Annotated in this window: 16 protein-coding genes and 2 pseudogenes; 12 read left to right on the top strand and 6 right to left on the bottom strand. The window is 40.9% G+C overall.

Going from position 1 to position 25,820, the window contains the following annotated elements; all coding sequences use genetic code 11:
* Nucleotides 1-181 precede the first annotated feature (181 nt).
* The gene (locus tag ACM0OZ_RS10105) at nucleotides 182-361 is read right to left on the bottom strand and encodes a hypothetical protein (protein ID WP_414582670.1); all 180 of its coding nucleotides are present in this window, start codon (nucleotides 359-361) and stop codon (nucleotides 182-184) included.
* 569 nt (nucleotides 362-930) lie between these two features.
* Between ACM0OZ_RS10105 and ACM0OZ_RS10100 the strand changes: the two genes are divergently transcribed.
* From ACM0OZ_RS10100 to ACM0OZ_RS10080, 5 genes and pseudogenes are all read left to right on the top strand, one after another.
* Nucleotides 931-1,296: a hypothetical protein gene (locus ACM0OZ_RS10100; RefSeq protein WP_414582669.1), complete on the top strand. Its 366-nt coding sequence runs from the start codon at nucleotides 931-933 to the stop codon at nucleotides 1,294-1,296.
* 583 nt (nucleotides 1,297-1,879) lie between these two features.
* Nucleotides 1,880-2,084 (top strand): annotated as a pseudogene (locus ACM0OZ_RS10095) (IS66 family transposase); the annotation flags it as partial.
* A 5-nt stretch (nucleotides 2,085-2,089) separates the two neighbouring features.
* A pseudogene (locus tag ACM0OZ_RS10090) lies at nucleotides 2,090-2,453 on the top strand (IS4 family transposase); the annotation flags it as partial.
* A gap of 402 nt (nucleotides 2,454-2,855) precedes the next feature.
* The gene (locus ACM0OZ_RS10085; protein WP_414582668.1) at nucleotides 2,856-3,719 is read left to right on the top strand and encodes a methyltransferase domain-containing protein; all 864 of its coding nucleotides are present in this window, start codon (nucleotides 2,856-2,858) and stop codon (nucleotides 3,717-3,719) included.
* Nucleotides 3,720-3,907: 188 nt separating this feature from the next.
* Nucleotides 3,908-4,153 carry a hypothetical protein gene (locus ACM0OZ_RS10080; RefSeq protein ID WP_414582667.1) on the top strand — a complete coding sequence of 82 codons (246 nt, stop codon included), beginning with the start codon at nucleotides 3,908-3,910 and terminating at the stop codon, nucleotides 4,151-4,153.
* 110 nt (nucleotides 4,154-4,263) lie between these two features.
* On the opposite strand, the gene ACM0OZ_RS10075 is transcribed toward ACM0OZ_RS10080, so the two are convergent.
* A complete protein-coding gene (locus tag ACM0OZ_RS10075; RefSeq protein WP_414582666.1) occupies nucleotides 4,264-4,494 on the bottom strand; it encodes a hypothetical protein in 231 nt (76 codons plus the stop codon).
* Nucleotides 4,495-4,640: 146 nt separating this feature from the next.
* Nucleotides 4,641-4,832: a hypothetical protein gene (locus ACM0OZ_RS10070; RefSeq protein ID WP_414582665.1), complete on the bottom strand. Its 192-nt coding sequence runs from the start codon at nucleotides 4,830-4,832 to the stop codon at nucleotides 4,641-4,643.
* A gap of 138 nt (nucleotides 4,833-4,970) precedes the next feature.
* Here ACM0OZ_RS10070 and ACM0OZ_RS10065 point away from each other — a divergent pair, with 138 nt between their 5' ends.
* Complete coding sequence (locus ACM0OZ_RS10065; protein WP_414582681.1) at nucleotides 4,971-5,297, top strand: helix-turn-helix domain-containing protein; 327 nt, start codon at nucleotides 4,971-4,973, stop codon at nucleotides 5,295-5,297.
* Nucleotides 5,298-5,933: 636 nt separating this feature from the next.
* Here the strand turns inward: ACM0OZ_RS10065 and ACM0OZ_RS10060 are convergent.
* The 3 genes from ACM0OZ_RS10060 to ACM0OZ_RS10050 all read right to left on the bottom strand — a co-directional run bounded on the left by ACM0OZ_RS10060 (nucleotide 5,934) and on the right by ACM0OZ_RS10050 (nucleotide 10,446).
* Nucleotides 5,934-6,911 carry an ABC transporter substrate-binding protein gene (locus ACM0OZ_RS10060; protein ID WP_414582663.1) on the bottom strand — a complete coding sequence of 326 codons (978 nt, stop codon included), beginning with the start codon at nucleotides 6,909-6,911 and terminating at the stop codon, nucleotides 5,934-5,936.
* A 15-nt stretch (nucleotides 6,912-6,926) separates the two neighbouring features.
* Nucleotides 6,927-9,755 carry a TonB-dependent siderophore receptor gene (locus ACM0OZ_RS10055; protein ID WP_414582662.1) on the bottom strand — a complete coding sequence of 943 codons (2,829 nt, stop codon included), beginning with the start codon at nucleotides 9,753-9,755 and terminating at the stop codon, nucleotides 6,927-6,929.
* A gap of 331 nt (nucleotides 9,756-10,086) precedes the next feature.
* Nucleotides 10,087-10,446 carry a hypothetical protein gene (locus ACM0OZ_RS10050; protein ID WP_414582661.1) on the bottom strand — a complete coding sequence of 120 codons (360 nt, stop codon included), beginning with the start codon at nucleotides 10,444-10,446 and terminating at the stop codon, nucleotides 10,087-10,089.
* Nucleotides 10,447-11,116: 670 nt separating this feature from the next.
* On the opposite strand from ACM0OZ_RS10050, the gene ACM0OZ_RS10045 reads away from it, so the two are divergent.
* The 6 genes from ACM0OZ_RS10045 (at nucleotide 11,117) to ACM0OZ_RS10020 (ending at nucleotide 25,806) form a co-directional block, all read left to right on the top strand.
* On the top strand, nucleotides 11,117-16,444 hold the full coding sequence (locus tag ACM0OZ_RS10045; RefSeq protein ID WP_414582659.1) for an amino acid adenylation domain-containing protein: 5,328 nt from the start codon (nucleotides 11,117-11,119) through the stop codon (nucleotides 16,442-16,444).
* A complete protein-coding gene (locus ACM0OZ_RS10040; RefSeq protein WP_414582658.1) occupies nucleotides 16,437-22,325 on the top strand; it encodes an SDR family NAD(P)-dependent oxidoreductase in 5,889 nt (1,962 codons plus the stop codon). The genes ACM0OZ_RS10045 and ACM0OZ_RS10040 overlap by 8 nt, the downstream gene beginning before the upstream one ends.
* Before the next feature lie 64 nt (nucleotides 22,326-22,389).
* Nucleotides 22,390-23,244, top strand: a complete 855-nt coding sequence (locus ACM0OZ_RS10035) for a 3-hydroxyacyl-CoA dehydrogenase family protein (protein WP_414582656.1) — start codon at nucleotides 22,390-22,392, stop codon at nucleotides 23,242-23,244.
* Nucleotides 23,245-23,259: 15 nt separating this feature from the next.
* Nucleotides 23,260-23,511 (top strand): acyl carrier protein, encoded by a 252-nt coding sequence (locus tag ACM0OZ_RS10030; protein WP_414582655.1) that lies wholly within the window; start codon nucleotides 23,260-23,262, stop codon nucleotides 23,509-23,511.
* 36 nt (nucleotides 23,512-23,547) lie between these two features.
* The gene (locus tag ACM0OZ_RS10025) at nucleotides 23,548-24,732 is read left to right on the top strand and encodes an acyl-CoA dehydrogenase family protein (protein WP_414582654.1); all 1,185 of its coding nucleotides are present in this window, start codon (nucleotides 23,548-23,550) and stop codon (nucleotides 24,730-24,732) included.
* A gap of 3 nt (nucleotides 24,733-24,735) precedes the next feature.
* Nucleotides 24,736-25,806 (top strand): HAD-IIIC family phosphatase, encoded by a 1,071-nt coding sequence (locus tag ACM0OZ_RS10020; RefSeq protein WP_414582652.1) that lies wholly within the window; start codon nucleotides 24,736-24,738, stop codon nucleotides 25,804-25,806.
* Nucleotides 25,807-25,820: the final 14 nt, after the last annotated feature.

The following is a 25,820-nucleotide window of genomic DNA, read 5'->3' as shown; positions in this document are numbered from 1 at the left end:
GAAGCAAATTTTTGATTGAGAGGATTATTTAGTTTGGTTATGAATGTAACGGAGCCAGTTCTAACTGATAGTAAAACGTTAAACGAAGTAGTTAACTGTTTAACAGAACATATTCCAATTCAGACTCAAGGTCAGTGTGACGGGGTCTTACACGAAAAAATTTGGGCAGCCTTTGTAAGATTTATTTGTGTTCCAAGACGAGTACCCGTAGTAATAAGGCTAGTCCTAAAAAATGTTCCGACAAGCAACGATATTCGTTACCATTTAGAGAAATATACAGACATAAATTCTCTAGAATCCGACTTAAATGCTGCACTTCAAAGCCGCTTACCAGACGGAATTCGACAAGGTAAACATTCATATTGCTATCGATTTTAACTTAATTCCTTATTATGGTGAACCATCAGCATTAGAATCACCATTTATTTATAGAAGTCAAGCTAAAAGTGGTGACGCATTGTCCCCGAAAAATCAGCCAGCCTTAATAAACCCTTCGTTATGCGTTCTCGTTAGTCTAGTCAACCAAAAAGGCTGGCTGATTTTTTACGTGTAAGACCTCGTACTTTTTCTTTTTACGCCTACGCACTTTCATTGTAATTAAGAAAAATAAACGAGTCACTTTAGCTATCAAAGCTGTTCAACAAAAAAATACCTTAGTTGCAATTCTTACCTATCTTTTAGCACTAATTGAGCCTTTGAATCTGAGAATTGAGCGATTGTATTTAGATCGAGAATTTTTTTGTGTGCCAGTAATCAGATGGTTGCAATGTCTCGATATCCCCTTTGAAATGCCAGCTATTATTCGAGGTAAATCGGGAGGTACTAGACAATTAATTAGAGGTCGGCGTAGTTACAAAACTACTTACACTTTAAACAGCGATAAATATGGTTCAGTAACTTTTCAAGTATGGATAGTTTGTACATATAAAAATGGTAAAATACGCGCGCCGGGAATTTTTTGTTTATGCTGTTTATAAAGTTAAGTTAACTTTGCAGCTTATACATGATGACTATCGCCTCCGTTTTGGGATTGAAAGCAGCTATCGAATGAAAAACCAGTGCCGGATAAAAACTACTATTAAAAATCCCACTATTAGGCTTCTCTTTGTAGCTTTAGCTTTTTTACTTATTAATATATGGATTGATCTAGTGTGGCATTATCTGAGCCGATTAAAAAGAAGCACTAGACAGGTTTTTTCTCATCTATTTACTCTTAAACAGATGCTTGAGTTTTTACGTCAAGCAGTAGACCGCAACTATGGCGTAGCCTGCGAAGTTTGTTTACCATCTGGCTGATTTTGGTTGATTTTCGGGGCTTATTTATAAGTGAATCTTATTATTCATGCCTCACAATCACCTTTTGTACATTTCTCAAAAAACGGTATCATACACTACTATTTTTTAGCGATTGCGCTCTGCGCAGTGCCAAAGGCAATCGCAGAAGTTTTCGGTCTACTGAACATGCATATCCTGCACTTTCTGTCAACGAATTGTACAAGACCTGCGCTCTAGTAGGCGATCGCCCTCTTCGTATTAGTGACATACCCTAAAATCTTCAACAAATCATTGTTGTGAGAATTCCTGCATTTATCTGAAATTTATGCTTGTCTTAGCTGCTAAAAAATTTTTGAGTTTACTGATATTTTTATTCTTTTTTTAAAAGACTAACGTTTCTCATATGATTTTTCTACCTCGCATTGAATTTTTGAATTTTAATTCATCTCGGATTCTCTCTAAATTTCATCGCACAAAATAACTGTAACAATAATTGAATACTACTTTAGAGGATTTATTTACAATCGGCAAATATTGATAATGCATCAATTTTTTAAACTAATTTCTTCAACAGTTTCGCACCGCGAACTAGTCTAAACTCCAGTTACGACTGGCTGTGACAAAACGAAAAGTCAGTAGTGGCTCACGTTCGCTATCTCGGGAAAGAGGATACTGCAAATCTTCTTACCGTGCTTCAAACGTGTCGTCGTCAGGGACGGTCAGTGATTGATTTCTTTGCTTGTGCGTTACGCGCATATGTCGGTCATATTGACGCGTTCCCCTGTCTTGTCCCTTTTTCTATGACCTGAATCCTTACGAAAAAATAATCGACTATTACAAACTGCGGTTTCAAATCGAATTCAATTTTCGAGATGCCAAGCAGTTTTGGGGACTGGAAGATTTCATGAACTTAAGCCAAACTGCTGTAACTAATGCTGTTAATCTAGCATTCTTTATGGTCAATTTGTCCCATCATCAACTCTTAGATTTTCGTCTCCTTAATCCCGGCTCCGGCATTATTGACCTTAAGGCTTACCCAGAGTGGTTTTCGATATGTCCATGAAATCTTAAAAATGCTTCCGGAAATGCCTGAGCCTATTTTATTAACCCAGATTTTTGCCAAGCTTACTTCTTTAGGACGTATTCATACCGTTTCTACACGCGTTGAACCCTCGTAAATTGGCAGAGGTATTGCCTAATTGGAAAGTTTTCCCTTTCTTTGCATCCCTAATCCACATCTTGCCTATTTTGTCAATGCGTAAGTCCTAAAAATCTCAGGAAAAAAGCTCATGCTCTCGGTCTTGAACTTGTCCCAATTCCTCAAAATACGCAAAATACTCCATTCTCTCCAACCCTTGCTACATAAGCCTTACAGAAAGTGTTTCTTCAGAGTAGAGACTTAATACAATTTATAATACTGTTGGCAAAATATTGTTACATACTGTGTTGTGCGTAACGATATTGTGCCAACAGTATTATAGGATCTGAATCGCGTTTATCAGAAAGACGGCTGAAAACCCTGCACCTTTAGGTCACGGATGAAAGCTACTTGAGGCGTAAACATTTCACTGTCAAAGGCTATGAAAGACTTAGTAAGTAAGTTAGATATAGAGGAAAACGGAGCAACCATGAATAGTTTTAACCCAGAAAAGCTAGTAGAAATGTACGATGCAACCGGAGAACTAGGTTTGTATCTTATCTTTGACAACCAGTTACATTTTGGCTATTGGGATAAAAATAATCCTAATGCCAGTCTTAGTGAAGCAGCCGCTCGGCTGACTCAAATTATGATCGATAAGTCAAAGATCCTTCAAGGAGAACGTTTCTGCGATCTTGGATGCGGTGTAGGTGTTCCAGCCATACAGATTGCAAAAGCGAAAGAATGTTTTGTTGATGGAATTACAATCAGCAAGTACCAATACGACAAGGGGAAGAAGCTAGCTGAGGAAGCTGGTATGTCTGATCGAGTTCGCTTCATCCAGAGTAATGCGCTGGCAATACCATGCGACGACGCAACCTATGACGGAGGCTGGTTTTTAGAAAGTATTTATCACATGGGACATCGCCAAGCCCTACGAGAAGCTTATCGAATCTTGAAACCAGGGGCAACATTACTCATCGCGGACTTAATAACAGGACCAAACACTAGCGAAGAATTCAAGACATTTGCTAGAGAACAACTGCATTCAGATCATATTCCAAAGGAAGATTATCCAGAATTATTGGATGAAGCCAGATTTGACTTGATCGAAATTGATGACATAACCGAATCTATGATGCCTTTTATGGTTCCTAAGGTTAAAGCAGGGTTCAAACAGTATGAAGCCCAAATTCTGCAATACGTTCAGAGGGAAGTGATGGACAATTGGCTTCGAGTGTTTGAGAGTGTGTGTGAGAATCTTGGGTATATATTGGTAAGGGCAAAAAAAAGAGTTTGCCCTTAGCTCGACTTTATCCATTTAAGCAGCATAGCCCAGGGTATCGGTCAAGGGTTCCAATAAAGTACGCGGGATTTTTACCATTTTAGTTGGTAAAGTTGAACGGAGAAAGCAACAATAGCACACGATAGCTCATGAGTGGTACACCTGTTTGAGGTATGCTATATGTAGCACACTCAAACCGAATAACTGTTATGGCTACTCAAAATCCCCGTATAGTGGGCTATGTTAGCCCCGAAAACCACGATCAGCTAAAAAAATTTGTGGAGCAACAGGCTCTGACCGAATCGAAGGGGATTGATGTGATCTTAAGCCAGTTTTTTAGCACTGCTTCTGACCCTAATAGTGGCAATCAAAGTAGCATATTAAATGTTGTTCTAGACCGAGTGACAGCACTTGAACAACAGATGGTTGAAGTAATGGGGGAGTGCGTAGCCTGAGAGACGAAAACGAATCCCTCAGGCAACAGCACACTAGTAGCATACTAAAGGAGACGATGATTGAACCAGACTATCAGGGAATACGCGATCGCTACCTCTCCAAATTGAAACTAGTACAGCGAGCGCATCAGCTTTTGGCGTTGAGGTCTAGTATCCTGTAATGCTTCATAGGTACTTGACCACTTACGCCGGAATACTAGGGAAAGAGATAAATCTGCTAGACAATCAGCTTTGCGCGTCACAATTACTGCATCAGTCAATTCAAATGTTGCATCATGCGCTCGACACAAATTTTTATATGCTGCACTACGAAATGCTTTTAATCTGGCGTTAGAATCCATAACGGTAGATGAGGGTCGGTGATGCTTCTCTCATCTTTCATTGCAGGGTGTCTGCCTTAACCGCAGATTACCCTCTATTTTTTTACACCAGTACATCCCCCCTGACTTCTAGTACAAAATAACTATTTTTTGGCGCTCGCCTGTTTTTAGTCTAAACACCAGTTATTACCAGTACTGCAATTTGAGACTTGCAGTTGTTCCCCAAGAGTTGTCTGTAAAATCACCTCCACACCTTTATTTGTGGCATTTGCCTTAACTCCGGTAATTGGTACAACTTGCTCCCCACTTCTTTGTTCTGGGTTCGGGGGGTTGGTTGGGGTTGGTGTTGGTGATACCAATTCTCTGTAACAATGAGCTTAATAATTGGGGTGGAAGGGAATTGCTGATCTAAGCTGTTAATGAGAACTAGAGGATGTATTTGAGAATGGTTCCTTCACTAAAATTAAAGATTCACGAAAGCCAACAGGAACGCCGAAATTCGTCTCAAAGCACAAAGGTCTGCCAGTGGGAAAGAACGTTTACAGATGCTGTACTGGTTAAAAAATGGTGAGGTCAATACTTGTAAAGAACTGGTCAAACGACTGAATCGTGGTCATGCAACGATTACAAGATGGCTCAAAAAGTATAAAGAAGGGGGTTTAGGGGCGTTATTAGAAGTCAAGTATGCGCCGTGGGTTAGAAACAATTTTCCCAACGCAAGCGATCGCCTGAGAAAAATTCTTCAACAATTTACTCCTGATTTTACTGCCTCGCTTATCGGTTGGGAATTTATCACCGCCGCTATATTAAGCTCATCTTCATAGAGAATTGGTATGACTGTACGAGTAGTTCCGCACTTTTGGAAAAATGTTCAATCTCACTGAGTTGAAAAATCTTTTTGGTCGGCTGGGCTGAATTGACTGAGATAAGAGAACTTGGAACTAGAGTTTTTTTGGATTTGGGGGCAACTTTTGAGTCAACGATCGCATTCGACGGCTCTGAACTTAACCTTTCTTTACACAGTCTTCTTTATTTCTGTCCAGCTACTTAGTAAACTTTGGAACATTTTATCCAGTTTCATGATTTTCCCCACAACCGATCACACCACTTAGTCAAACTTAAAGATATTTTCGAGGACACAGGAGAATTAATAGCAGTTATTCTCATTTCAGTGCAAATTAGCTTAGAGGATGTCTGAAAAGTTTATGGACGGTATATTTTGCCATTCTGAGCGCAACGAAGTGGAGCGAAGAATCTCGATTTCCCGTTAGGTTTTAAGATGCTTCACTTCGCTGTCGCTCCGTTCAGCATGACATTTTTGACTTCTCAGACATCCTCTTAGATAATATAATGAACTCATAACTGAAGAGTCATAAAAAATAAGTTGCAATAATTTTAAAAAAGTTGCGCTAGCTGTATAGCTCATCAGTAGCATTCAAGTACTAGGTTTGGACATAGGTTTAAGGTGTGTTGACGAGGTATTTAAATAAGTCATCAATCACAGCATCAGCCGCAAGCAAGTTTGACGCGATCCAAGTCAATCCATCTACAGAATACACACGTCCTTGCTGAACTGCTTTAAGCCTTCTCCCTAGCGGGCTTTGTAGGATTTCTTCAAAGGCTTTTCTTTCATCGTCTTTATGAGTTAAAACAAAAATAATATCCCCGTCTATCATCTCCAATTTTTCCTTAGAATTGAAGATGATATAGCCGTCGGATGTATTGACATCTTGCAACTGTGGACGTTGTAATCCCAGGTCATTGAGAATAAAACCCGCAAATGAATTTTTCGTTTGAATAAAGAATCCCCATTCACTGGAAGGAATAACAACGGATATTTTTTTATCTTGATATCGATTGTTTAAAGCTGTTTTTAGCTCGTCTATTCGCTGATAATAGTGATTCCAAGCTTGTCGTGCTTCTTCTTGTTTCCCTAATACTTCAATTACAAAGTCAAAATGTTTTTGCCAAGATGCTGGACCGTACCACTTACCGAGTGCGGTAGGGCTAATTTGAGACAGAAGAGGATAAATTGGTTGAACTTTTTCCCAACCCAGAATTAAATCAGGCTTAAGTCGCAATATCCTTTCTATATTAGGCTCATTTTGAGTGCCCAATACTTCTATTCCCTTAATTTTACTTTTCAAATATTCAGGAAACTTGTCCTGCATGTTATTTGTGACAGAAGTGGTTCCAATTGGTTTAACACCAAGCACAAGTGCATTAGCCAGAGTGAAGTGAGAAATGGTAACAAGACGTTTGGGATTTTTTGGAATACAAGTTTCCCCTATTGTATGTTGTACCACTCGACAGTCTTTCGCTGGCGTTATCTGGTTTGTGGCATTTTGATAGCTACTTGGATGACAACCCGAAGCAAGCACAAATGCCACGATTCCCATAAACAGCGTGTAGGTGAGACGACGTAAAAACTTTTTCATGAAGACCGTAACTTTTCAAAACCTCCAGGAAATGGATCCTTGCACTTCCAATGGATCACCTGGGAAAACACGATTTATATTGAAAGCACTTTCAAAATAATCAATGTCAAACAAATTTCTGAAATTGACGGCAGCCCGAAACTGATCGCGTTCGTAAAAGATAGCGGCATCAGTACGGAGGTAGCTAGGTAGCTCAAAAGTGTTTGCTAAGTCCCCTTGCCGCTCTCCCTGGTAAAACAGTCCCAAACCAAACCCTAACCCTTGTAAACTACCTTCCTGAACTTTATAACTCGTCCATAGATTAAAACTATGTTCAGGGACGCCATTGATCCGATTACCGACTGGAAAGTTGCTGTTGCCTTCACTAATACGAGCATCGGTGTAAGCATAGCCTGCTACGATGTTCCAGCCTGGTAAAATTTCACCAGAGATATTGAACTCAACTCCTTGGCTGTTCTGTTCACCTATTTGAAGACGCCGCAATGGATTATTTGGATCTTGGGTTGAGATATTGGTACGAGTTTGATCATAAAATGCCAAAGTTGCTGTAATTCTATCGCTTAAGTCTGCCTTGACTCCAACTTCATACAATGTACCACGCTCCGGCAGTGGAATTGTTCCACTTTCAAATACATTGTATGTCGGTCTGAAAGAGCGACCATAGTTGGCATAGAGAGAAATGGCAGGAATCGGTTGATAGACTAATCCAACTCTTGGACTAAAAACTTCTTGTTCAGCGGAGCCGTTAGCTCCGAAGGTATTGACGATGCGCTGATTGGCAATGTCAAATCGACCGCCTAGAAGCAACTTTAAATTATCTATTAGCGAAATTTGATCTTGGATGTAAAAGCCATAAGTATTTGCCGTGGATTCTCCTTCAAAGGGATTCTCGTATTGTGTTCCCAATGTCGGATTGTATACAGGATTGAAAATATCGATGGGAGCTAAATTCAAACGCGATCTGGGACGTGTAAAGCTCTCTTGTTCTTCTCTAGTGTAGTTAAAACCTGCAAGTAACTGATGTTGAATACTGCCTGTGGCAAACTGACCGACCACATAGTTGTCAAGGTTAAAAACTTTCCCATTAATTGGAGTAATGGCAAGCCTTCGTTGGAGAGTTCGATTTGCTTGCAATTGACCAACGGGAAACACAACGGCTCTATCTTGGTCAATCCATGCAGCTTCAAAAATACTACGTAGTTGCCAATTGTCACTGAAGCGATGCTCCAAGTTATACCCAATTCGGAATAACTCTACATCATCCCTATCTAACGATGGTTCACTTAAATTGCGACTCAACGGAATTTCGCCATTGGGATTAGGAAGGATAGTTCCCGCAGCCGGAAGCCCCATCTGCCCATAGGAACCCGAAATATTAGTGTATTCGGCTGATAGTCTCAGGTTTGTGCGATCGCCAATTTGCCAAGAAATTACGGGCGCAACTAGATACTGCTGTCGATCAAAGTTGTCAACGAAACTTTCGGTGGTTTTTGCTGCAAAGTTCAAACGGTATAGTAGCGTTTTATCGCTGTTTAATGGACCAGACAGGTCGATCGCGCCCCGATAGAAGTTGAAGCTACCTGCTGAGGCTTCTACGAAGTAGTAAGGTTCGCTAAGTGGTTGTTTGCTAATAATATTGATAACGCCACCAAGCGAACCTTGACCATACAGAACGGAAGCCGGTCCTCGCAACACTTCAATTCGTTCGGTCGTAGCAGAATCAAAGCTATTGAACGTGCTGTAGGGAGAGCGTGTTCCATCTCTTAAAACATCTGTAGTAGCATCAAAGCCTCGAATTCTCGGATCTTCATAAATTGATGTAGACGACTGGTTTGCTTGGGATATGCCAGGTACACTTCTGAGCGCGTCTACTAGGTTTCTTGGCTGTCGATCTTTAATCACCTCTTGAGGCACCACCTGAATCGATTGGGGAATGTCACGTAGTGGCGTATCGGTTTTGGTTGCAGTTGACGAATCTGTTACGCGATAACCATCTTGCTCACCCGTTACCACCAACTCAATCGGCTCATCCTGCTGTGAGTTCAGTGGTTTGTCTTGGGGGGTTTCGCTAGCAGGCTTTTCTGGCTCAGGCTTTTGCGGTGTTTCCGGTTGCTGTGGTGGCTGCATTGCTGTCGCCGCAGAAGTTATACCAAAAACCAGCCCTGCATTATCATCAAATAACTCAACTGTCGGCAAAGCCTTCTCACCTACCACCGTCACCCGCACAGTATTAGCATTAACATTCGTAACTGTTATCTCGGTAATTCCCGTGAGTGGTTTCTCGGAACGAAATGTAAAAGCCTCGCCCGATGGTAACCGCAGTTGTGCTCCAGATATATCAGCAATAAAATTATTACCAGCACTGCGATTTGAGACTTGCAGTTGTTGCCCAACAGTTGTCTGTAAAATCACCTCCACACCTTTATTTGTGGCATTTGCCTTAACTCCCGTAATTGGTACAACTTGCTCCCCACTTCTTTGTTCTGGGTTCGGGGGGTTGGTTGGGGTTGGTGTTGGTGACTGTACGAGTAGTTCCGCACTTTTGGAAAAATGTTCAATCTCACTGAGTTGAAGAATCTTTTTGGTCGGCTGGAGTGAGTTGACTGAGGTCAGAGAACTTGAAAGTTGAGTTTTTTTGGATTTGGGGGCAAATCTTGAGGATTGGGTGATTGCTAATCCCTTGTTCGTAACTTTGCCTGTGTCACGAGATGTGGGTTTACCTGGGGTTACAGAAGATTTACCTTGTACATCCTCTGGGACTTCCTCACCTTGAGCAGGAGTGATGATAAAAACAATAGCTGCGCTTGTCAGTAGTAAACTTTGGAACATTTTATCCAATTTCATGATTTTCCCCACAACCGATCACACCACTTAGTCACACTCAAAGATATTCTCGAGGACACAGGAGAATTAATAGCAGTTATTCTCATTTCAGTGGAAATTAGCTTAGATAATATAATGAAGTCACACAAGACACAAGATAATTAACAAGTTTTTTCAATAATTGCTGACAAGCAGCAATCCTTCCCAGGCTGGATATCGATTGGGAACATCAGCCCTAGGGGGCTGGGGGGTTAGGTTTCGCGTTGGTTTTTCCACATGATGTGAAAAGTCAGTTAAACGGATTTGGTATCAGGGCTAGGTGTAGCAGAGCCACTGCGCCCTTAGAGGTTCCCTAGTTGAGTGCAAGTGGCGTTTTCCCTCTGTAGGTGGCTGGCATTGTGGGATGTGGTGGAGTACTAGTCTCATGTACAACTGAACCAATATGAGTTGGTGGAAGGCTCGCATCTTTATATACAACGGTTTTCAAGTAAAGAAACCACAGGGTAGAGGCAAAGGCTAGCCCATACGTGTCAACAATCACGTTGGAACCTTTATTCCACGTTGATTTTACCCCACCCCCAACCCCTCCCCTTGCTAAGGGGAGGGGCGGTTTTGACGCAAGACAAAACCGGGGTGGGGTGAAGCGAGAATTGTGGGCAAGTGTAAGAGCTTGATATAACGCAACTACAAGCTTTTCAGCTTCAGTTGACACGTATGTACCCCACCGGCTCTATCGGGCACCCTCCCCGATGGATTGGCGAGGGTTGGGGAACTCGGGGTTCCCTTTGGGGATTAGGGGCAGGGTGTACTTCATTTAGATGCAAAGTGCTCTAAATCAGCAACATTCATTTATTTAGCTATTGAGAAATATTATCTGATCATGACGGCAGATTATAAATTCGGGTTTATTAATAACTTTTTGTAATACATCTCCTCTTGCCTAAAGCTATTATTCTCGATAAAGTACTGAAGAGTAATCGAAAATTACTTTCAACAATTTTGAAAAAGAGTTGCGCTAGATGTATCACTCATCAGTAGCGTTCAAGTACTAGCAGTGGTTAGCTAAACTGACTATCGAAGGTTGAGACCAAAGTTAAACAATTTCCTACACTCCCTAGCCTCAACTCATAAACTTTGGTTTGGTTGACTACTAGATTAATAAAAAATCTGGTCAGTAAGAATGTAGTAGTGGGCATAGGAGGTATAGAGTGCAAGATTTTGCGTTTACCGAAAGTGAGGAACCGAACAACTAAGGTCAATACGCGAGCACTTGAATAAAGGTTTTGCTCTAACGTCTAGGTTTGTCTGTTTATTTTTCTACCGCCATATGTAAAACTTGAGGGGCGGTAGGTGTACCACGGTTGCATCTAATCAAGGTAAAAATGAATCAATTCTCCAATGATCTCCTTGAAGATTCTTGTGAGTGTTCTACAGTTGTTGAACTCTTGCGTTTAAGAAGCTTTACACACCCTAATCGAGATGCTTTTACCTTCTTGCTTGATGGTGAAACAAAACAAGCGACACTCACTTATCAACAATTAGATCAACTTTCCCGTAGGATAGCAGTTCAATTACAAGCACGAGGTTTAACAGGGGAACGAGCTTTACTACTTTATCCACCAGGACTGGATTACTTGGCTGCTTTTTTCGGTTGCTTGTATGCGGGAGTGATTGCTGTTCCTGCTTATCCGCCGCGCAATCAGCGCAACACACCGAGAATACAAGCTATTGAAAAAGATGCACAAGCAGCGATCGCTCTCACTACAACAGCGATTCTGTCTACAGTACAGTCTTTACTCACACAAAAAACTGACCTCACATCTTTGCAATGGTTGACGACTGATAACCTTGCACAAGGGACAGAAGATACTTGGCAACAACCTTCTATTGATAAAGATACTTTAGCTTTTCTACAATACACCTCCGGTTCAACAGGGACACCTAAAGGGGTCATGCTTAGTCATGGCAATCTCTTGCACAATGCAGCCGTGACTTACCAATATATGGGACATTCATCCAGCAGCCAATTTGTTTCTTGGCTGCCGGCATACCATGATATGGGACTTATTGGTGGTATTTTGCAACCCCTATATGGTGGCTTTCCTTGCACCTTAATGCCTCCAGCATCTTTTTTGCAAAGTCCATACCGTTGGTTGAAGGCTATTTCAGACTATAAAGGAACTACAAGTGGTGGTCCTAACTTTGCCTACGAATTATGCGTTCAAAAGATTACTCCCGAACAACGTTCCACTCTAGACTTGAGTAGTTGGAGTGTGGCTTTTAATGGTGCTGAACCAATTCGACATGAGACTTTAGAACGCTTTGCTTTATCTTTTGCAGAATGCGGCTTTTGTCCAGAAGCTTTTTACCCCTGCTACGGTATGGCAGAGGCTACTCTCATGGTTTCTGGTAGTGTGAAAGCCAATGTTCCCATCACGAAAATTGTTCAAAAAACTGCTTTAGAGCAAAATCGGGTCATCGATATTCAGCCTGATGACTCCGATTGCCAATCTCTTGTGAGTTGCGGTCGAACTCTGTCAGACCAGCAAATTATTATTGTTAATCCTGAAACCTTAACTGCTTGTCCGCCAGATGAAGTCGGTGAAATTTGGGTATCTGGTCCTAGTGTTGGTCAAGGATATTGGAATCGTCTGGAAGAAACGCAACAAACTTTTCATGCTTGTGTCACAGACGGGGGTTCTGAAAAATTCTTGCGGACTGGAGATTTAGGCTTCTTGGATAATGGAGAACTCTTCATTACTGGTCGAGCTAAGGATTTAATTATCATTAGAGGTCGCAATCTCTACCCGCAAGATATAGAACTGACAGTAGAACGCAGTTATCCATGCTTGCGTTCAGGAAGTGGCGCAGCTTTCACAGTAGAACTAGACAATGAAGAAAAGCTGGTTGTGGTGCAAGAGTTGGAGTTCCGCGCCAAACCAAATATTGAGGAAGTCATAGCAGCAATTCGTCAGGCGGTTGCAGAAGAACATGAAGTGCAAGTCTATGCAGTCGTTCTCATTAAAGGTGGTAGTATTCCAAAAACTTCTAGCGGGAAAATTCAGCGCCGTGCTACTCGTGCAGAATTTCTTGCCGACAACCTAGACGTAGTTGGAAGCAACATCCTAAAAAGGACTGATATTGCTTTAAGCGAAAATCGATTACAGCGCTCTACTCTTTTGGCACTTTCCCCACGAGAGTGTCAGCCACTTTTAGAATCATATCTCGTTGAACTCTTGGCGCAGGTGCTTTCAATAGCGCCGGATGAAGTCAAGCCTGAACAATCATTAACCACTTTAGGGCTTGATTCTTTAAAAGTCTTTGAATTAAAAAACCGGATTGAAGCTGATTTAGAAGTAGAAGTATCTGTAGCAGATTTCTTTGAAGGGATGAGTGCGCGAGCTTTAGCGACAAAGATACTGGCTGAACTGACAATAGCTGCAATACCGTCGTTATCCCTTACCAAACAAGACAAAGATACATCTATTCATCCTCTGTCTTCTTCCCAGCGGGGATTGTGGTTTATTCATCAGCTAACTCCCAATACCGCTACATATAACATTCCTATAGTTATTAGCTTAGAAGGTTGCATTAACTTAACAGCCTTACAAGATAGTCTTAACGAAATTATTAGACGACACGAAGTATTGCGAACAAGCTTTGCAGTGGTAGATGGACAGGCTGTCCAGATTATAAATCCAGTAACACCTTTAACCTTAGAGCTTAAAGATTTACGCTCATTGTCAGAAAATGAACGTATTCAAGAAGCGCAACGTTTGGCTACAGAACTTGCGCAGCAGCCATTTGACTTGTCTTCTCAATCGCTTTTACGTGCAAAACTTTTGCACTTAAATGAACAAAATTATCAACTACTTGTGACTCTGCATCATATAATTGCAGATGGTTGGTCTATTGGTATTTTGATCAAAGAAATAGCTGCACTATACGAAGCATTTTCTACTGGCAAAACCTTACTGCTTCCTGAATTACCTATTCAGTATAAAGATTTTGTCAATTGGCAACGACAATGGCTTGATTCCGAGCGCATTCAGCCTTTGCTGACTTATTGGAAACAAAAGTTGAAGGGTGAGCTTCCTGTACTCAATTTACCAACTGACCGTCCGCGATCGCCAGTTCAAACCTTCAATGGCGCTCAAGCGAAATTAGTTCTTTCCCAAACTCTAAGAAAAGAACTGAAGATTTTGAGCCAAGAGCAGGGAGTAACTCTGTTTATGACCTTGCTTGCAGCCTTCAAAACCTTGCTGTATCGCTACACAGGTCAGAGTGATATTTTAGTGGGTTCGCCAATTGCAAATCGTAATAGAGCAGAAATAGAGTCATTAATAGGATTTTTTGTCAATGTTTTAGTACTCCGTACAGACCTTTCTGGTGAACTGAGTTTTCAGGAGTTATTGGCGCGAGTGAAGTCAACAGCTTTAAAAGCTTATGTTCACCAAGATTTACCTTTTGAAAAGTTAGTAGAGGAAATACAACCACAAAGAGACCTGAGTTACAACCCACTATTTCAGGTGATGTTCGTTCTCCAGAATGTTCCAATATCAAATCCAAGTCTGTCAGATGTATCAGTTAGTTATAAAGAAGGTTACAACGGAACATCTAAGTTTGATTTGACATTGTTTATGGAGGATTCCGAGCAAGGGTTGGTTGCAACATGCGAGTACAACACGGATTTATTTAATGCAGATACCGTTACCCGGATGCTTGGACACTTCCAGACTTTACTCGAAAGCATAGTTAGGAATCCCGAACAACGCATTTGGGACTTGCAATTATTAACGCCATCTGAAGTCCGACAGTTATTAGTTGAGTGGAATGATACCAAGACAGACTATCCGCAAGATAAATGCATTCATCAATTGTTTGAGGAACAGGTAGAAAAAACACCGTCTGATATTGCTGTTGTCTTTGAAGATCAGCAATTAACCTATAGAGAGTTAAACAACCGAGCAAACCAGCTGGCACATTACTTGCAGCAGGTAGGCGTAAAGCCAGATGTTATTGTTGGTATCTGTGTGGAGCGTTCTATTGAAATGGTAGTAGGATTGCTAGCCATTATGAAGGCAGGGGGTGCTTATATGCCCCTAGATCCAGCCTATCCTAAAGAACGCTTAGCGTTTACTTTGTCAGATTCTCAGGTGTCAGTATTATTAGCACATACTCATTTAGTTGATGACTTGCCACCACATTCTGCACAACTAGTATGTATCGACACCGACAGGACAGCGTTTGCTGATTACATCTCAGAAAATGTAGTCAGTAATGTGATACCAGAAGATTTAGCCTATGTAATTTATACATCTGGTTCTACAGGAAAACCCAAAGGAGTACAAATTCCTCACAGCGCTGTGGTTAACTTCTTAAGTACCATGCGTCAAATTCCAGGACTAGCTAAGGAAGATATTCTCCTATCTGTCACTACCTTATCTTTTGACATTGCAGCACTAGAATTGTATCTGCCACTGATTGTTGGCGCTCGTTTAGTATTAGTCAATCGAGAGGTTACCACCGATAGCAACCAGTTGTTAAAACAGTTAGTCTCCAATGATGTAACAGTTATGCAAGCCACCCCTGCTACTTGGAGAATGCTGGTAGCTGCTGGCTGGCAAAGCAAGAATACCATGAAAATTCTTTGTGGTGGTGAAGCCCTCGACTCTTCACTTGCGTATCAGTTGCTAGAACGAGGTCAAGAAGTGTGGAACTTATATGGTCCGACAGAAACCACTATTTGGTCAGCAGTACAAAAGGTAAACTATCAAGAGCAACAGCAGGGTGTTAGCTCTATTGGTCGTCCCATCGCCAACACCCAATTCTATATCTTAGATCCACATCAGAAATTAGTTCCTGTAGGAGTTCCAGGTGAACTGCATATTGGCGGTCTTGGGTTGGCGCGAGGTTATTGGAATAGACCTGAGTTAACTAAAGAAAAGTTTATTCCTAGTCCTTTTGAATCCGGAAAACGCCTTTATAAAACTGGAGATTTAGCGCGTTACCTAACAGATGGCAAGATTGAATTTTTGGGCAGAATTGACCATCAAGTAAAAATTCGCGGTTTCCGTATTGAACTAGGAGAAATTGAAGCTTTATTAGAGCAACATCCACAGGTACGAAAAACGGTAGTAGTAGCTAGAGAAGATATACCAAATGACTGTCGTCTAGTTGCATATGTAGTTACTCATGAAACTACGCTTTCTGTTAATGAATTACGGGATTTCCTCAAGAAAAAACTGCCTGAATATATGCTTCCTTCTGCCTTTGTGGTGTTAGATGCTTTACCTTTGACTCCTAATGGCAAAGTAGACCGTCGTGCCTTACCTGCACCTGATAATCTGCGTCCAGAGTTAACAGCAGCTTTTCAAGCACCTCAGTCTGAAATTGAAAAAACAATTGCTCAGATTTGGCAAGAGGTGTTGCATTTAGATAAACTGGGTATTCATGATAATTTTTTTGATTTAGGCGGTCATTCGCTACTGATGCTTCAGGTAAATAACAAGCTGCGTGCAATATTGCAGCGAGATATATCAGTAGTGACTATGTTTCAAAACCCTACTATTCACTCATTCGCGCAGTATTTAAATCAACAGCAACAGCTTTCTTTTACAGGAACACGTGATCGGGCTCAAAAGCAAATTGAAGCTATCAATCGCCAAAAGCAATTATTGAGCAGACAAGGTAAAAAGAATTATGAATAACGCTACAAATTATAATCTCCTAGAAGGTATTGCGATTGTTGGAATGGCTGGACGGTTTCCAGGTGCAAAAAATGTTTCTAGCTTTTGGCAGAATTTATGTGATGGAGTGGAGTCAATTTCTGTATTTACAGATGAAGAATTAATTGGCGTTGGAGTTTCCCCAGAATTACTCAGTAACCCTAATTATTTGAAAGTTGGTGCAACATTAGAAGATGTAGATTTTTTTGATGCTTTATTCTTTGGCTTTAATCCTAAAGAAGCAGAAATCACTGACCCGCAACACCGTGTATTTTTAGAATGTGCGTGGGAAGCACTGGAAAATGCTGGTTATGATTCCCAAAGATGTGAAAGTCGGATTGGGGTTTATGCTGGTGCTAGTTTAAATAATTATCAATCATTTAATTTAATCCGTGACCAAATTGGATCAGCGAACAGTTTCCAAAAAATGATAGGCAACGATAAAGATTTTCTTGCCACTCGCGTTTCTTATAAATTAAATCTCACTGGTCCAAGTCTGACGGTACAAACCGCTTGTTCCACTTCTCTGGTTGCGGTTTCTTTAGCTTGCCAAAGCTTATTAAATTACCAATGCGATATGGCTTTAGCAGGTGGAGTCTCTATTCGCATTCCGCAAAAAACAGGGTATTTGCATCAAGAAGGGGGAATTTTATCGCCTGACGGTCATTGTCGTGCCTTTGATGCCAAAGCAAAGGGAACGATTATTGGTAATGGTGTGGGAATTGTAGTTTTGAAGCGGTTAGCTGAGGCGATCGCTGATGGTGATAATATTTATGCTGTCATCAAAGGTAGCGCCATCAATAATGATGGTTCTAATAAAGTCGGTTACACAGCACCCAGCGTCAACGGACAAGCTCAAGTCATTGCAGAGGCGCTTGCTTTAGCAGGTGCAGAACCTGAGACAATTAGCTATATTGAAGCTCATGGTACAGGAACTGTTTTAGGTGACCCAATTGAAATTTCCGCTTTAACAAACGTTTTTCGTGCCAGTACCGAGAAAAAAGGCTTTTGTGCAATCGGTTCAGTCAAAACGAATATTGGTCATTTAGACGCAGCAGCAGGGGTTACAAGTTTAATCAAAACTGTTTTGGCTCTCAAACATAAACAAATACCCCCTAGCTTAAACTTTGAAGAACCTAACCCTGAAATTGATTTTGCTAACAGTCCTTTTTACGTCAACACCAAGCTGACGGAATGGAAAACTACTCATACCCCTCACCGTGCTGGTGTGAGTTCTTTGGGTATCGGTGGAACCAATGCTCACGTCATTTTAGAAGAAGCCCCCATGCTTCCAGAATCTAGCCCTTTTCGTAGTTGGCAGTTATTAGTACTTTCAGCCAAAACAGATTTTGCATTAAAAAGTGCTACTGTCAATCTGGCAGATTACCTAAAACAGCATCCTGATTTAAACCTCGCGGATGTTGCTTACACGTTGCAGTGTGGACGACAAGTTTTTGAGCATCGGCAGACAGTTGTTTGTCGGGATATTGCAGATGCGATCGCTGCACTTGAAGATCCAAAGCGCTTACTTACCAATGTTCAACAAACTGAAGAACGTCCCCTAGCCTTCATGTTTCCAGGACTGGGTACTCAATACGTCAACATGGCTGGGGAACTTTATCAAGTTGAACCAACATTTCGGCAACAAGTTGACTACTGTTGTGAATTTCTCAAACCGCTTCTGGGTCAAGATTTGCGAGATGTCCTGTATCCCAACCGAAACAGTGAGAATGACATTCAGCAAAAACAAAACACTCTTGCTGCTGGGCTAGATTTGCGAAAAATGTTAGGTCGTGGGGCGGAACAAGCAGATGTAACCACTCAAAAACTCAATCAAACTTATCTTACTCAGCCAGCTGTTTTTGTCATTGAGTACGCCTTGGCCCAGTTGTGGATGGAATGGGGAATTCGTCCGGCGGCAATGATTGGCTACAGCATCGGTGAATATGTCGCAGCTACGCTAGCAGGGGTGTTGTCTGTTGAAGACGCTCTGACTCTCGTCGCTAAAAGAGCGCAAATGATTCAGGAATTACCAAGTGGCGCAATGTTGGCTGTCCCCCTTTCGGAAGAACAGGTGCATCCTCTATTGAGTGAGAATCTTTCTTTGTCAGCAATCAACGGTTCGCAGCAGTGCGTTATTGCTGGAGTCATAGACGCTGTGGATGAATTAGAAAGCAAGTTGACTGAAAGGGGATTAGCCTGTCGCCGTTTGCAAGCTTCCCATGCCTTTCATTCAAAAATGATGGATGTGATCGCACAACCCTTCACCGACTTGGTAAAAACTGTCAGCCTCCAGCCACCCAAAATTCCCTATTTATCTAATGTCACGGGAACTTGGATTACAGCAGCCGAAGCTACAGATCCCACATACTGGGCAAAGCATCTATGCGAAACCGTGCGTTTTGCAGATGGAATTCAACAATTATGGAAAAAACAAAATCCGATTCTGTTGGAGGTGGGATCGGGACAGACGCTGAGCAGTTTAGCTTTACAGTGTTTGGATAGCGATTCTTTTACAGATCAAGTTGTACTGCCCTCGCTCCGGCATTCCTACGAGCGACAGCCAGATTTGGCTTTGTTGCTTAAGACATTAGGTCAATTGTGGCTCTCAGGAGTCCAGATTGATTGGTCGGGCTTTTATGCCAATGAGCGCCGTCATCGCCTTCCCTTACCGACTTATCCCTTTGAGCGCCAACGTTATTGGATTGAACCACAAAAACCATCACCTTCACCCAGACAGTTCCACCCAAGACCAACAGCATCAGAGCTTTGGAAATCTCTGGTAGAGGTTGCTCAGATGCAAGCGATTCAAGGGAGCTTGGAATTTGACGACCAAACTTATCGAGCAAACAAACAATGGTTAGATCGTTTATGTACTGCTTACATGAGCCTTGCCCTGAAGCGCTTAGGTGCATTTAGCGATATAGCCAAAAAGTATTCTATTGAGGAATTATTTGAGCAATGTTCTATTATTCCTAAATACCGTGAATTGTTGTGTAGGTGGCTAGAAGTACTGGTAGAGCAAAATCAGTTACAGCAAGAGGAGGGCCTATTTACAAACTTTTTACCATCGTCAACAGACCATATCGATACTCTTTTAGAAGAAGTCAGAGTCAGATGGGCAGATACACCTCAAAATATAAACCTGATCCAGCTCTTTGGTGAAAATCTGGTAGCTGTGCTTACTGGTCAAAAAGAACCGTTGGAGTTGCATGTTGCTACATTAGTCAAGCAAGGAGAAATTTCTCGACAAAACTTGCCCTCTGAGGTTTACTTAAGAGGGATTATGCGGGCAATGCTGGAAAAGCTGGCAATAACTTTACCAGCAGACGTGAACCTAAGAATTTTAGAAATCGGCGGTGGAACTGGGATCGCCACGGTGGAATTACTACCTGTGTTACCATCCCAGCAAACAAATTATACTTTTACCGATGTGGGCGGTTTTTTTGTCAAAGAAGCCAAAAATAAGTTTAGTGCCTATCCTTTTGTCCAATATGGCTTACTAGACATTGAGCGATCGCCCCAAGAGCAGGGGTACAATAGCCACAGTTTTGACTTAGTGGTAGCTGTTAATGTATTGCACACAAGCCGCAACATCAAAGAAACCCTTCAGTATGTTCACTCTTTATTAGCTCCAGGAGGCTTCTTACTGCTCTGGGAGATCACTCAAGCTAGACGAGAGTTTGACATGATTGACGGTCTGCTCATGAATCCCATAGAGGATGAACAAGGCAGCCGCAACATGGCTAATCCATTTTTATCAAAAGAGCAGTGGCAGGAAGCACTAAACTCTTGTGGTTTTGTTGAAGTGGCGGCTTTTTCTGAATTTGAAGCCTTTGGGGAACATGTCTTTGTTGCTCAGGCTTCTTCATCAGCAGCATTATCAGCACCAGCAGCATTTACCGCGTTGGTTGATCAAAAAGATGCTGATAAGACGCATAAAATCCCATCAGACAAAAAGTCCGACATTGCCGACTGGTTCTACATCCCATCGTGGAAACGCTCAGTGCTGCCGCAGCCTTTTAAATCGAAGGTTCAGGTAAGTCATCTGGGGTACTGGTTAGTATTTGTTGATGAGTGCGGCTTAGGTACGCAACTCGTGAAGCGACTTGAACTAGAAGGTCAAAATGTGATTACTGTAAAAGTTGGGGAGCAATTTCGTAGTGAGAGCGAATTTCCTACAGAGGGGCTTTGTCAACGTGTATACACAATTAACCCTCGACAAAGGGATGACTACAACGCCCTGCTCAAAGAGCTTCGCGCCCAAGACGTGATACCAGAGACGATTGTTCATTTATGGGGTATTACACCTTTGGCTCACAAAGAATCAAGACTTGAAAGATTTGACGAAGCCCAAAATTTGGAATTGTACAGTTTGCTGTTTATAGCTCAAGCACTTGGAAAACAGGATTTGACTAATGAGTTTCAAATCACAGTCGTTTCCAACAGTATGCAGTCAGTGACTGGAGAAGAAATTCTCTGCCCGGAGAAGGCGACTGTGCTTGCACCTGTTAAAGTCATTCCGCAAGAATACCCAAACATTAGCTGTCGTAGCATTGACATTATTATTCCTCCGGAGGGGAGTGGGCAAGAGGAAAAAGTCATAAACCAACTGTTAACAGAACTCACTACTCTTACCTCTGACCTGATTATTGCCTACCGTGGTCTCCATCGTTGGGTGCAAACCTTTGAGCCAGCTCGATTAGAGGAAGCAAAAGACGGGAAATCACGCTTAAAGGAAGGAGGAGTCTATCTGATTACAGGTGGACTTGGAGGTATTGGTCTTGTACTGGCAGAACATTTGGCGAAAACTGTACGAGCCAAATTACTCCTAACAAAACGTTCAGCTTTTCCTGCTAGAGACAGCTGGGAAAAATGGCTAGCTACTCACGATGAGACTAATAGCATTAGCCGCCAGATTAGGAAAGTGCAAGAACTTGAAGAACTGGGTGCCGAAGTTTTGGTAGCCAATGCTGACGTAGCTAATCAGCAACAAATGCAAGAAGCGATCACTCAAGCAGAAGACAAATTTGGACAACTCAATGGCGTGATCCATGCTGCCAGTATCTCTTCAGGAGGTTCATCTCTCATTCTTGAAGATGTATGTAAAACTACGTGCGAACAGTACTTTCAGCCAAAAGTACATGGACTCTTAGTGTTGGAAAATGTTTTACAGGATAAAGAGCTTGATTTTTGTTTATTGATGTCTTCCTTATCGTCAGTTATAGGAGGAATAGGAACTGTTGCTTACTCAGCAGCAAATTTCTTCGTTGATGCTTTTGTTCATCAGCATAATCAGACAAATCCTATACCTTGGGTTAGTGCTAACTGGGGTTTCTGGAAAGTTAAAGAAGAAGAGCAATCTCGACGAATTTTGGCGGAAAATTGGGGTGAATTAGGTCTCACACCGCAAGAAGGTATCAATGCCTTTGAACGAATTTTATTCTGGAATAAATTTAATCAGATATTGGTTTCCCCTGGTTCTCTACAAGCTACCATTGAAAAATGGGGTAAGCCTAAATTTTTACAAGAAAAAGCAGATTACCAAAAAGTCAATGTATCTTCTCGTCACTCGAGACCGAATTTAAAGAATGCCTATGTTGCTCCTAGTAATGATGTAGAGTGCAAACTGGCTGAAATTTTTCAAGAGTTACTGGGTATTGAGCAGGTAGGCATTCATGACAACTTCTTTGAGTTAGGAGGAGATTCCTTAATAGGAACTGTAATGATTTCTCAGCTTCGCAAAGATTTTCATATAGAACTATCTGTTCGTTCCCTTTTTGAGGCACCCTCTGTATCTGAATTGGCTCTGGTTATTGAAGAAACAATCATAGAGGAGTTAGAAAAATTGTCTGACGTTTAAGTTCATTTGAATTTGGAAAACCTTACTTGAAACTCATGAAAAATATTCGCTTACAGGGTTAATTATGAACATTCAAAGAGTAGGTGTTGTTGGTGCAGGCGTAATGGGAGTAGGGGTTGCACAAAACCTTGCTCAAACAAACCATCAAGTCATTCTAGTGGATATTTCGGAAGATATTCTGGATAAAGCCAAACAAGAAATCAGGAATAATATTCGCTTTCAGGGGTTTTTCAAGAAAACTGACAATATAGAAACTCCAGATACCGTCCTCAACAGGATTGAGTTTTCTACCAACTATAAATTTCTGGAATCTGCAGATTTTGTAGTTGAAAATGTCACAGAAAAGTGGGATATTAAAAAGCAGGTCTATTCCCTGCTAGATTCTATTTGCCCAGCAGATAGCGTATTTGCAGCTAACACATCAGCAATTCCCATTACCCGCATTGCTTCAATGACTAAGCGTGCCGATAAAGTGATCGGTATGCACTTTATGAACCCTGTCCCAATGAAGCCGATGGTGGAAGTGATTCGCGGTTATCATACTTCTGAGCAAACAATTGAGATAGCAAAAAAAATGCTAGCTCAGATGGGTAAAGAATGTATCATTGTCAATGATTCGCCGGGTTTTGTTTCCAACCGCGTGCTGATGTTAACTATTAACGAAGCTGTTTTTCTGTTGCAAGATCAAGTCGCTACTGTAGAAGATGTAGACAAAATCTTTAAATCCTGCTTTGGTCACAAAATGGGACCTTTAGAAACAGCAGATTTGATTGGGCTAGATACCATTTTATTTTCTATCGAAGTTTTGTACGAAAACTTCAATGATAGTAAGTACAGACCATGCCCTTTACTTAAAAAAATGGTAGATGCAGGATTACATGGTAAGAAAAGTGGCAAAGGATTTTACGTTTATCAATAAATAGGATTTCCAGGAATGAGCGAAGTTAAAACTAAAGTCAAAACCTTCCTTTCTCGATTTTTCGGTAATCATGACTTACAGTCAGATGAAGACATTTTTGCTCTAGGTTTTGTTAACTCTATGTTTGCCATGCAACTTGTTTTGTTTGTAGAGCAAGAGTTTAAAATTACCATTGAAAATGAAGATTTGGAGTTTGAAAATTTCCGAACAATAAACTCTATTGCCAGCTTAATTGAACGTAAAACTGCAATCTTAGTGCAGAAATAAAATAAAAATTGCCATTTTCTATGGCAGAGTTGTATTATGAAACTAGAACTGTCTTCTCAACAAAAAAACGCTCAATCTGAATTTAGAGCTTTTGTTAATGAGGAAATATGTCCTTATGCTGGGGAATGGGATCTCAAAGAATTTACTCCGCCAGAACTCATTAAAAAAATAGCTCAACGTGGTTTCCTCGGTGCCATATTACCGCAAGAATATGGTGGTCAAGCAATGGACATGATTACCTACGGTATTCTCAACGAGGAAATTGGACGGGGATGCTCTTCTGTACGCAGTTTGCTGACAGTTCACAACATGGTTTCCCAAGCGGTGTGTAAATGGGGAAATAAATCTCAAAAAGAATATTGGCTTCCCAAATTTGCATCTGGAGAAACAATAGCTGCTTTTGCATTAAGTGAACCAAATGTAGGTAGCGATGCTAAAAGTGTAGAAACAACAGCAACACTTTCTGGTGATGCTTATATTTTAAATGGGCAAAAAAAATGGATCACCTATGGACAAATAGCAGATATATTTTTAGTCTTTGCTCAATGCGAAGGGAAACCTAGTGCTTTTTTAGTGGAAAAAAATAGCCCAGGTTTTTCTGTCCAACCGATGTCTAGTATTTTAGGAACTAAGGCTTCGATGGTTGCGGAATTGCAATTTGAGAACTGTCACGTACCTCTAGAAAATTTAGTAGGTAGATTGGGTTTTGGATTTTCCTATGTAGCTTCTTCAGCGCTTGATTATGGTAGATACAGCGTAGGATGGGGTTGTATAGGTATTGCTCAAGCTTGTCTAGAAGCTTGTCTCAAGTACACAAATGAGCGAAAACAGTTTGGCGTTTATTTGAAAGAGCATCAATTAATCCGCCAAATGATTACTCAGATGATAGCCAATGTGAAAGCAGCAAGACTGTTATGTTATCAAGCTGGTTATCTCAAAAACATTAACGCTCCCAACTCTATTATAGAGACTTCTATTGCTAAGTACTTTGCATCCACAGTAGCTACTAAAATAGCAAATGATGCCGTACAAATTCATGGTGGTAATGGTTGTAGTAGTGAGTACCCAGTTGAAAGGTATTTAAGAGACTCTAAAATTATGGAAATCATTGAAGGTAGTACTCAAATTCAAGAAATTACCATTGCAGAGTCAGGTTATCAGAATTATTGTTTTTCAACTGCCTCTAGTGTCATGGAAAAGAAATTAGCAGAGAGAATTTAATATATGACTAGCACTAAAGAACAAGCCGTAAATCGCGAAAAAAAAGACAAAAAAGTTATTAAATGTGTCGTTTGGGATTTAGATAATACCTTATGGCACGGAGTTTTGCTGGAAGATGAAAAAGTTTCCCTACGAGAAAACATAGTAAATGTTATTCATGCTTTAGATAATCGTGGTATCCTACAATCTATAGCTAGTAAGAATTATGATGCCACAGCAATCGCTAAACTAGAAGAATTTGGTTTAAAAGAGTATTTTTTATACCCACAAATAAATTGGAACTCTAAGGCGGCTTCTCTGAAAGAAATTGCTAAATTACTTAATATTGGTATGGAGGCAATAGCTTTTGTCGATGACCAATTGTTTGAACTAGAAGAAGTCAAATTTTCCTTGCCAGAAATTCTTTGTCTTAATGCTAATGAAATAGGGCATATTTTAGATATGCCAGTCATGAATCCGCGTTTTGTTACGGAAGATTCACGAATTAGAAGGTTGATGTATATTAGTGATATAGAACGTCAGAATGCAGAGAAAGATTTTGTTGGAACAACAGACGAGTTCTTAGCTACTCTCAATATGAATTTCACTATATCCTTGGCAAAAGAAGAGGATTTGCAGCGTGCAGAAGAATTAACACTACGAACCAACCAATTAAATACTACTGGTTACACATACTCTTACGACGAACTCAATCATTTTCGTCAATCAGAAAATCATAAATTGCTCATTGCAAGTCTGGAAGATAAGTATGGAAGCTACGGCAAAATAGGCTTAGTTCTGATTGAATGCCAGCCAAAGCTATGGACAATAAAGCTTTTACTGATGTCTTGTCGCGTCATGTCGAGAGGAGTCGGGACAATTATGTTGAATCATATAATGAGTCTCGCTAAAATCAATAATGTCCGTCTCATAGCAGAGTTTTTACCAAACAATCGCAATAGAATGATGTATATATCTTATAAATTTGCTGGTTTTAAGGAAATTGATAAGAATGGTGATTTAGTTATCTTTGAAAATGATTTAACGCGAATTCAACCTGTACCTTCATACGTAAATTTTCAAGTTATTAATTAAGTGAATTAGTAATA

The sequence above is a fragment of the Scytonema sp. PCC 10023 genome, assembly GCF_963920835.1.
Classification (GTDB): domain Bacteria; phylum Cyanobacteriota; class Cyanobacteriia; order Cyanobacteriales; family Nostocaceae; genus Kalymmatonema.
Note: the sequence above shows the minus strand (reverse complement) of the source record. Positions and strands in the feature narration are given on the sequence as shown.